The organism is Anabaena sp. UHCC 0451 (assembly GCF_034931405.1).
Lineage (GTDB): Bacteria > Cyanobacteriota > Cyanobacteriia > Cyanobacteriales > Nostocaceae > RDYJ01.
This window is the reverse complement of sequence record NZ_JAYGHA010000038.1, coordinates 46,791-56,339: the sequence shown is the minus strand read 5'-3', so window position 1 is coordinate 56,339 and position 9,549 is coordinate 46,791. Positions and strand designations below refer to the sequence as shown.

Genomic DNA, 9,549 nt, shown 5'->3' with positions numbered 1-9,549 from the left:
TGAAAAAAAATCCTCTTTTTTACTAAAATTGCGACGTTTTTAAGGCAGGATGCTTTTGGAGGTTTATTCCCTCAGCTACTGCCATGAGGAATTCAACGTTTTTTTTGACACTCTTGGCTAACTACAAGCAGCCTAGATACTGAGATATGATCGCTTGATTAGCTGCACATTTCTCATAATTATGTCATTACGCTTACTACTGCCTAATCATCTAGGTTGCAGTAACTTAATGATTCTTAACTTATCACATTCGTCAGGGTTTGCGCTGGAGATACGCAAATTAATCGAGTATTGAGGATGTTAAATATTATGAATATCAGAATTTTAACAAAATGACACACCTTTTCTCATAAATCTTATAAATTGTAATTAGGATTTCAAGAGGTAGGAGACAGGAGGCATTAATTAATATACTATTCTCTCCATGACCTCATGACTGTGAATGATTTTTGATAAGATTATCAACGGCCTGAGAAAATATATTTTCATGGTTTGGGTAAAGTTAAAATCTAGATCCATACCTGTTTCATTACCCAGTCCCCAGTTCACAGAGAATATCTAACGGTCTAAGGTAGTTCAAATGACGGCATCAACAACGATTAATAAAGGCGATAGCCTCCTGCATCAAAACGTTCTCGGTTCTCGTCGGTTGAGTAACTACTGGTGGGCAACTATTGTTACTTTGGGAGCATCGGGCTTTTTGTTGGCTGGCATCTCCAGTTATCTGAAGGTCAATTTGCTCATTGTCACCGATCCAACTCAGTTGGTATTTGTACCCCAAGGATTGGTGATGGGATTATATGGCATGGCTGGCATACTGTTAGCCTTATACTTGTGGCTAGTTATTTTATGGGATGTAGGTGGCGGTTACAACGAATTCAACCAGGAAACTGGTAAATTCAAAATCTTTCGTTGGGGTTTTCCTGGCAAAAACCGCCAAATTGAGATTGAAAATCGCATTCAAGACGTTCAATCTGTACGTATCTCAATTAAGGAAGGTCTTAATCCTCAACGCGCACTTTATCTAAAGGTTAAAGGAAGACGAGATATTCCCCTAACACGGGTAGGTCAACCTTTATCTTTGGCTGAATTAGAAACTCAAGGCGCTCAGTTAGCCCGCTTTTTGGGTGTACCCTTAGAAGGACTCTAAGAATTTTGGATTTTGGATTTTGGATTGGTGGTAAATCCGAAATCTAAAATCTAAAATCCAAAATTGCTAAGATACTCTGGTTGAATCATTGACATACTCCCCGCCCTAGAAGGGCGGAGATTCTTTCTTTCAAACAACAGTTGCGGGTATACCCGTCTTACACTGTCTCGCCCAAAAGACAATGCCCTGCCTTTTTGCACTATTGTATCAAAAAGTCGCCCTAGAAGGGCAAGGCTTTAAACCCATTTTTTTGGTAACTTGTAATGCGGTTAAATTTTTCGCAATTTTTAGTGCTTTTGTTGATGATTGGTAGTTTGATGTTAGGAGGATGTTCAACAGATACAAACGCTTCTAATACATCTCCAACTGCGACGGATGCCTCAAAGGCAACGGAAGCAAGCTCCAATTCAACTGCTGAAGCCAAGAGCGTACCAGAAAAGAGTAGTGAGAGTATTCCGGGAAGCAAAAATTTACCACTGCTCAAAGGTAAAGCTACTGTGGTGATGACAGTTAAAGGCGCACCGATTACCATCGAAGTCGATGGTGATAATGCTCCCGTTACTGCTGGTAACTTTGTTGATTTGGTGCAAAAAGGTGTTTACGACGGTTTAGCATTCCATCGAGTTGTGCGTGATCCTCAGCCGTTTGTGGTTCAAGGTGGTGATCCTCAAAGTAAAAATCCCAAAACTCCCTCAGAACAATTGGGAACTGGTGGATATATAGACCCAAAAATGAAGACTGAACGCCGTATACCATTAGAAATTAAGCCAGAAGGTGCAGAACAGCCAGTTTACGATCAAACAATTACTAAAAAACCTGTTTTGACTCACAAACTAGGTGCTGTAGCAATGGCAAGATCCCAAATGCCTAATTCTGCTTCTTCTCAGTTTTATTTTGCTCTGGCGGATCTGGGATTTCTTGATGGTGACTACGCTGTTTTTGGTTATGTCACTGATGGTTTTGATGTAGTTAACAAAATTCAGCAAGGCGATCGCATTGATTCTGCTAAAGTTACTCAAGGTGCTGAAAACCTGAAAACTCCTCAGTAGTTAGTTATCAGAGGGAACTCTTAACAGGGAACTCTTAACAGGTAATATTTATCCTCTCTCCTTTACGGGCGAAGCATTCGGGCGATAATTTATCGGTTTTTCCCCAGTTTATTGTCCGAATGCTTCGCCCCTACGCCCCTACCCCTGAATTCTTATCTAAAATCTAAAATCTAAAATTGGTTAGGGTTGTCATTACTGGTATTGGTTTAGTTTCAGCTTTAGGTAACAGCTTAGAAGATAGCTGGCAAAATCTACTGGCTTTGAAAACAGGAATTAAATTACATCAACCATTCCCAGAATTGGGAATCATTCCTCTAGCTTTAATCGGTCAACACCCTTCCGATTTAAGTAACCTGACTCAGATCATTGTTAATCATGCTTTAGAAGATGCTGAATTAGTAGCGCCTTTGCCTGATTGTGCGGTGGTAATTGGTTCTAGTCGTGGCTATCAAGGATCTTGGGAAAAGTTGGCACGACAGATGTATGGTAAAAGTACCAATCCAGAATTATTGAATTTAGATAATTGGTTGTATACCTTACCACAGATGAATGCGATCGCTGTAGCCAGGCAAATTGGGGCATCAGGAACGGTTTTAGCACCAATGGCTGCTTGTGCTACGGGAATTTGGGCAATTTCCCAAGCTGCTATGTTAATTCAAACTGGGCAATGTCAACGCGCGATCGCTGGTGCAATCGAAGCACCAATTACTCCTCTTACTATCTGTGGATTTCAACGCATGGGAGCTTTAGCAAAAACAGGCGCTTATCCTTTTGATTTAAACCGAGAAGGTTTAGTATTAGGTGAAGGTGGAGCAGTGTTTATTCTTGAATCTGCGGAGTTAGCAAAGCAACGTCAAGCAAAGCCAGAAAATATTTACGGAGAAATTATGGGTTTTGGCTTGACAGCAGATGCGTTTCATGGTAATAAGTCAGAACCAGAAGGAAAAAGTGCGATCGCAGCTATCAAGCAGTGTTTAGAACGTAGTGGTTTAACACCCGCAGATATAGACTACATTCATGCTCATGGTACAGCCACTCTCCTTAATGACCGCATAGAAAGCAAAATTATACAGTATTTATTTCCCCCACAAGTAGCAGTTAGTTCTACCAAAGGCGCTACAGGACATACACTAGGAGCATCAGGAGCTTTAGGTGTAGCATTTTCACTGTTGGGTTTAAAGCATAAAATATTACCTCCTTGTGTGGGATTGCAACAGCCGGAATTTGATTTAAATTTTGTCACAGCAGCAAGAAAACAGGAAATACAACGGTCACTCTGTTTGAGTTTTGGTTTTGGTGGACAAAATGCAGTGATATCATTGGGTCGTAATTTTTAACTGACATTGCAGCCGCAAAAATATTAACACTCCGTGAAAATCATTATAAAGATATATTTAATAATAATATAGCTGAAGTTATTAAGCATTTCATCTAACACAGGTAATGAAAACTCAACTAAATAAACTGTGTCTATGATTATTTAATGTTGGTTAAATTTCCCAATTTAGGACTCCACCACCCCTTATCCGTATGAAAATAAGCCACATCTTTATGTTTCTTATCTTTCCATGATTCCTGACCAGAACACCGCAACATAGTTTTATTTTGTCCATCTTTAATATAGCTGTATTCCTCCAAAGGTTTCTTACATACTGGACAGGGATATGCAGTGATTTTAGCTGAAGGTTTGGGAGCATTTTCATCTGAAGATGTTTTAGTTTTTGGTGCTTCCCACTTTTTGTCAAAATCACTCCAAAACAAAACAATGTTTTCACAGCCACTCACACATTTAAGAAAGTATTTCTTTTTAACTTTACTACTGGGAATTTTAGCTAGAAAGTTCTTACACTCAGGACAACGGGTTTTAGAAGTTTCATATTTTCGCTCAACAAAATTATTAGTTTTAGCTATAGTTGATGAATTAACAACCACAGTTTTAGCTTTAGAAAGTGCTGGTACAAAATAATTTTGATTCCAAGTAGTTAAATAATGTTGCCAAGAATTTTTTCCTTCAGAAATTGCATCTAGGGCATCTTCCATTTTAGCAGTAAATTCCGCTTCTAATAAATCTGGTAACGCCTTTTGTAAAAACTCATCAACTTCTAAACCCAAAACTGTAGGTTGAAGATTGTCTTTTTTCAATTCCACATAATTGCGTTTCTTTAAAGTAGCAACTGTAGGCGCGTAGGTACTAGGACGACCAATACCTTTTCTTTCCATCAATTGTACCAGTTTCGGTTCACTATATCGAGGTGGTGGTTGGGTTTGTTTTTGGTCATGTCCGGCTTTTTCTAAAGTTAGTATTTGTCCCTGTTGCAAAGCAGGTAAAACTGCATCTTTGCTAAGATTCAGCCAATATTTTGCATAACCGTAAAATTCAATTACTTGCCCTCTAGCTTGCCATAAAATATTACCTGATTTTGTAATTACTAGAGTTTTACGAAGTTGAGCAGGATGACATTGAGAAGCAACGGCTCTTTTCCAAATCATCACATACAGGTTAAACTCATCTTCAGGTAATTCTGCCCGTAATTGCACTGAAGGACGAAAGACATCTGTAGGACGAATAGCTTCATGTGCTTCCTGTGCTGTTTTACTACTGCGATGCTTTGCCACTTGTTGGGGGACATTCTGGGGATCATGTTCTTCTAACCACTTACGCACACTAGCACAAAATTCAGGACTCAACATCACTGAATCTGTTCGCATATATGTAATTAACCCTGCCTCATATAGCTTTTGGGCTACCTGCATGGTTTTATCGGGAGAAAATTTCAGCTTTGAACCGGCTGCTTGTTGGAGGGTAGAAGTGGTAAATGGTGGGGGGGGTTGACGATAAACGAGTTTCCCTTCTACGTGAATAATTTGATGAGGATGACGCTTTGCTTCTTCAACTAATCTTGTTGCTTCTGCTTCCGAGAGAACACGCTTAGATTCAGGCTTCTCTGGGTTGTTACTAGCTGCATCATCGTGAGTTTCCGTTTCTGCTTCTGCTGTTTCTGTGGGAGTATTGGCTGTACCTTTGTAAAAAGCCCGAAATCCTTCAGCGTAGTCAACCCACACACTCCAGTAATCTTGGGGAACAAAAGCCAGGATTTCTCTTTCCCGCTGACAAATGAGGTGTAATGTAGCACTTTGAACTCTACCTACGCTTTTTGCCCCGTTATTTAATGCCCAAACTAGGGGGCTACCTTTGTAACCTACCAGCTTATCAAGACAATCACGACATAATCCTGCACCGATTAAATTGGTATCGAGTTTTCTGGGATGAGCGATCGCATTTTTGACCGCAGATGCTGTAATCTCAGTATAAACTACTCGCTTGGGTTCTCTTAATCCCAACGTTTCTTTAAGATGCCAAGCAATGGTTTCTCCTTCTCTGTCCGGGTCTGTAGCCAAAACAACCTCATCAACTTGTCTAACCGCCGCTTTTAATTGTTGAATCGTTTCTTTTGCGCGTTGGTCACGAGGAACATAATTGCAGCGAACAGTGTTACCATCCATTGTAAATCCTAGTGAATCATCACCCTCATTACTGAGTTCGCGGATATGTCCACAACTAGCGCGAACAATCCAATCTGCACCGAGAATTTGACTCAGTTTTTTGACTTTTCCGGGTGATTCGACGACTAGGAGACGTTTGGGCATGGAACTTGCTTTTTAGATGCTTTATTAGGAATTTTAAAGTAAATGAGAAGATTTTTACAGGGTAAAATTCATCAACTTTTGCCTGTTCCTTGTTCCCTGTTCCCTGTCACCTATTTTAAAATCGTCCATTCCCCTGGATGATATGCTTCACAGTCGTCAAGGTTTCCAAACTAATAAACCCTCTGCGATGTCCTTTTTGATTAGACATTCCCAAAAATACAGAATCTCCCCGTGAAGGATTACGATAAAAACGGGGGGAAGCATTTATATAAGTAGAGGCGCTATTTACTCCTAATGCAAATTGGCGACTTTCTTGGTAAGAGTCTGTAACTATAGAATCAGCATGACTGCTGCTATATTGATTAATCCAAACGATCGCACTTTCCAAACTATCTACTAATTTAAACGCTATTGTTTTGGTTAAATACGGTGTTCCCCATTCTCCATCTTTCGCTAATTGCAACTGAGGAAAAGCTTCTACTAGTTCCGCATCTGCTTTAAGTTCAAAGCCTTTTTCTTTTAAAGAATTCCACAGTACAGATAAAGAAGATGGTAAAGCTTGGCGATGAATTAAAACTTTTTCAATGGCATTAACTGGATCTGGTTCGCTTTCATGGCTATCTAAAATCATCCAGCGGATCATCTCTAAACTACCATTGAGTGACCAGTAAAGGTAACAATTACCCATCGCTGACTTTAACACTGGACAAGTTGCTTGTCTAACTACCTGCTGAATTAAGCTAGAACGTCCATAGGGAATGACTAAACTTAAATACTGGTCTTGAGTAACTAAATCCCGTAAAGAAGTACCATGTTCGGTTGTAATTAATTCTATACAACCGGCTGGTAAACCAACTTCCATAATGGCTGTTTGCAGAACTTCGGCGATCGCATGATTAGAATGGCTGGCTTCTGTACTACCTTTAAGAATGATACTATTACCAGTTTTCAGACAAAAACCAGCTGCGATCGCCCCTAGTTCTGGGAAAGCCTCATAAATAAATCCAATCGCCCCCAAGGGCATCAACTGGGTATAACTTTGGGAGTCTTCCTGTTGATAATCAGCATTTCTCACCCGTCGCAGCGGATCGGATAATTCCCCCAAGCGTTCGAGAATATCGACTGTATTCTCTAATCTGGAGGGAGTTAGCTTTAGCCAATCTAAAATTAATTCTGGTACTGCCATTTCTCGACTGGCTTCCAGATCCAATGTATTGGCTTCCAGAATGTCGTCAAATGAGGATTTAAGCGCCCGTGCCATTGACAGCACAGCGCGACTTCGGTCTGCCCCTTTAGTAGTCCCTAATTTGAGGGAGGCTTGATAAGCGCGTTTGGCGCTGTTCGTGGGTTCGGGACAATCATCAAAAACTTCAACAGTCATTGAGTTAACGTCTGTAAGTAAGCCAGACCATCATTGCTGGCAGAATAGCTAATAGCACCGCCACTATTGCCCAAGCAATAATACTCGAACCATTTGCCAATCTTAATGCTAATGGTAGCCATATAATCACTAACACGAAAATAATGCCCAAGGCTATTGGTAGATAACTTTCTCCCAATCGCGGTTGAATCACATTCCAACTATTACCTGTCCAGCGCCAAGCACGTTTATAAGGATAAGTCGTGGAAAGCTGCTCTAGTACATAACCATTATCTTGAACAACAAAGATTTGCTGACAGCGATCGCAGCCAAATGCTTCTGTTAGCGTAATCGGGATTAACCGCCCTTGACGACGACAAGGACAGTCATAGTCAGTATTTAAGTCTATTTTTTCGGTTTTTTTAGATGGCACAAGCAGTTTAAATAACTTGAGCGAGTTTTTTTAACGGTTTTGGGCGAGAATACCAAAAATTACTTTTTGGATCATCTGTTTCGACAATTCAGCTTAGTTCAGCAATTTCCGCCGTCAGCTTTCATCGTGTCAACATACCCACATTTAGCATTAGTTCTAGTATATTTCTGCCAGCATTGTAGCCGCTATTTTTAATTCGACAAAATACGCAGATGAACATACAACAGATGCCAGTAGAAGTTCCGGCTAAAAATTTGTACAATAGTCGGATTCAAATCCAGCCCTGATCTAAAAATTATTGATTTCATTTTAAAAGCGGGTAACGCGATTCGAACGCGCGACATCAACCTTGGCAAGGTTGCGCTCTACCACTGAGCTATACCCGCAACTTCAGACTAAATACAAGTTTGTCAGATTTATTTTGATTTGTCAACCCCTAAATTGATTTTTTTTTGAAGGGATTGGGGATTGGGGATTGGGGATTGGGGACTGGGGATTGGGGATTGGGGATTGGGGACTGGGGATTGGGGATTGGGGATTGGGGACTGGGGATTGGGATTGGGGATTGGGGATTGGGGATTGGGGATTGGGAAGAAATTTGTTCTCCTCTGCTCCCTTTCCTCTTCACTGTCACCTGTCACCTGTCACCTGTCACCTGTCACCTGTCACCTGTCACCTGTCACCTGTCACCTGTCACCTGTCACCTGTCACCTGTCACCTGTCACCTATTCCCTGTTTTCTATTCCCTGTTCCCTATTCCCTGTTCCCTATTCCCTATTCCCTATTCCCTATTCCCTATTCCCTGTTCCCTATTCCCTGACTCTAAACCACTTCTGATTTTATGGGATTTTGGACTGACGCGGGTAAAGACTGGGCATTACGAGCATAAGGTTCTGCAAGGTTAGAGCGTAACTGACGCATCAAGCTGGCCATTTCTATGGCGTTCATAGCATAATCCCAGCCGTGATTACTTTTAATGCCGGCTCGTTCCAATGCTTGCTGCATGGTATCTGTTGTCAAAATCCCAAAAATCACAGGTACACCAGTTTGAAAGCTGGCAGCCGCAATACCTTTAGCTACTTCAGCAGATACATAATCAAAATGGGGTGTTTGTCCTTTAATCACCGCACCCAAGCAAATTATGGCATCATAACGTTGAGAGAGTGCTAACTGCCGAGCGACAGTAGGAACTTCAAAACTGCCTGGAACCCATACATAATCTACTTGATTGCCTTCAGGATCAGGATTTATACCGTGACGTTTTAGGCAATCTTGACATCCTGCTAAAAGCTTCATGGTAACGAGATCATTGAATCTACCAATCACCAATGCAAACCTCAAAGGCTCTGTTTGGGTAAAAGTTCCCTCAAAAACTGCCATTACTGCCTCTTATTAACTATAACTTCTTAATACTCTTTTCTGGATTCAATATAGAAGAGCAGGAAAGCAAGAGTCAGGACGGAAACAATAACACAGAGATTTTGCTCCTCTATCCTACAAACTTAGCTTTCCTGCTTCTCTGGGTTTTATGTTATGTGTCAACTCCTGTTTGCAGCCGTACTCTACACCACAAAAAAGTTTAATAAACCAACTAAAAGCACTAAGGCAATCCAAACGCCAGAACCAACCCAAAGCAGCTTTTTAGATTCAACCCAGTTTTGAGGGGTTGCATAAGCAACAGGAACACCAACAACTAGGACGAAGGACATCAGAACTAGAGATACTAAAGCAAATTGGAATACTATGGTCATTTTTACTTTTCCCAACACGGCGAAATCGTAACTTTTCCCAAGACTGTCGCGATATGATGGACAGACTGACTGGGTTGCTCAGTGAACCCTGTGAACTCACTTGATCTTCTGAACAATTAATATTTTACGTCTGGTTTGTAACAGTTGCTCAATTATCA

At 40.9% G+C, this 9,549-nt stretch carries 8 protein-coding genes and 1 tRNA gene; 3 read left to right on the top strand and 6 right to left on the bottom strand.

Annotation, left to right across the window (positions count from 1 at the left end):
• Positions 1–580: 580 nt before the first annotated feature.
• The 3 genes from VB694_RS22105 to VB694_RS22095 all read left to right on the top strand — a co-directional run bounded on the left by VB694_RS22105 (position 581) and on the right by VB694_RS22095 (position 3,536).
• Positions 581–1,150: a photosystem I assembly protein Ycf4 gene (locus VB694_RS22105; RefSeq protein WP_323362488.1), complete on the top strand. Its 570-nt coding sequence runs from the start codon at positions 581–583 to the stop codon at positions 1,148–1,150.
• A 263-nt stretch (positions 1,151–1,413) separates the two neighbouring features.
• Positions 1,414–2,199, top strand: a complete 786-nt coding sequence (locus VB694_RS22100) for a peptidylprolyl isomerase (RefSeq protein WP_323362487.1) — start codon at positions 1,414–1,416, stop codon at positions 2,197–2,199.
• A gap of 176 nt (positions 2,200–2,375) precedes the next feature.
• Positions 2,376–3,536: a beta-ketoacyl-ACP synthase gene (locus tag VB694_RS22095; protein WP_323362486.1), complete on the top strand. Its 1,161-nt coding sequence runs from the start codon at positions 2,376–2,378 to the stop codon at positions 3,534–3,536.
• A 139-nt stretch (positions 3,537–3,675) separates the two neighbouring features.
• Here VB694_RS22095 and topA read toward each other — a convergent pair whose 3' ends face one another.
• The 6 genes from topA to psbZ form a co-directional block, all read right to left on the bottom strand.
• On the bottom strand, positions 3,676–5,847 hold the full coding sequence (topA, locus tag VB694_RS22090) for a type I DNA topoisomerase (protein WP_323362485.1): 2,172 nt from the start codon (positions 5,845–5,847) through the stop codon (positions 3,676–3,678).
• A 115-nt stretch (positions 5,848–5,962) separates the two neighbouring features.
• Positions 5,963–7,228 (bottom strand): glutamate-5-semialdehyde dehydrogenase, encoded by a 1,266-nt coding sequence (locus tag VB694_RS22085; RefSeq protein ID WP_323362484.1) that lies wholly within the window; start codon positions 7,226–7,228, stop codon positions 5,963–5,965.
• Positions 7,229–7,232: 4 nt separating this feature from the next.
• On the bottom strand, positions 7,233–7,640 hold the full coding sequence (locus tag VB694_RS22080) for a hypothetical protein (protein WP_323362483.1): 408 nt from the start codon (positions 7,638–7,640) through the stop codon (positions 7,233–7,235).
• 314 nt (positions 7,641–7,954) lie between these two features.
• A tRNA-Gly gene (locus tag VB694_RS22075) sits at positions 7,955–8,026 on the bottom strand.
• 436 nt (positions 8,027–8,462) lie between these two features.
• Positions 8,463–9,020 carry a 6,7-dimethyl-8-ribityllumazine synthase gene (gene ribH / locus VB694_RS22070; protein WP_323362482.1) on the bottom strand — a complete coding sequence of 186 codons (558 nt, stop codon included), beginning with the start codon at positions 9,018–9,020 and terminating at the stop codon, positions 8,463–8,465.
• Between the two features lie 182 nt (positions 9,021–9,202).
• Entirely contained in the window at positions 9,203–9,391 is a 189-nt protein-coding gene (psbZ, locus tag VB694_RS22065) for a photosystem II reaction center protein PsbZ (protein WP_190561012.1), read from the bottom strand.
• Positions 9,392–9,549: the final 158 nt, after the last annotated feature.

What these genes read in the sequence shown, in the direction of transcription:
- VB694_RS22105 (WP_323362488.1), top strand. Translation starts at nt 581, where the DNA reads ATGACGGCATCAACAACGATTAATAAAGGCGATAGCCTCCTGCATCAA.
- VB694_RS22100 (WP_323362487.1), top strand. Translation starts at nt 1,414, where the DNA reads ATGCGGTTAAATTTTTCGCAATTTTTAGTGCTTTTGTTGATGATTGGT.
- topA (WP_323362485.1), bottom strand. Translation starts at nt 5,847, where the DNA reads ATGCCCAAACGTCTCCTAGTCGTCGAATCACCCGGAAAAGTCAAAAAA.
- VB694_RS22085 (WP_323362484.1), bottom strand. Translation starts at nt 7,228, where the DNA reads ATGACTGTTGAAGTTTTTGATGATTGTCCCGAACCCACGAACAGCGCC.
- ribH (WP_323362482.1), bottom strand. Translation starts at nt 9,020, where the DNA reads ATGGCAGTTTTTGAGGGAACTTTTACCCAAACAGAGCCTTTGAGGTTT.
- psbZ (WP_190561012.1), bottom strand. Translation starts at nt 9,391, where the DNA reads ATGACCATAGTATTCCAATTTGCTTTAGTATCTCTAGTTCTGATGTCC.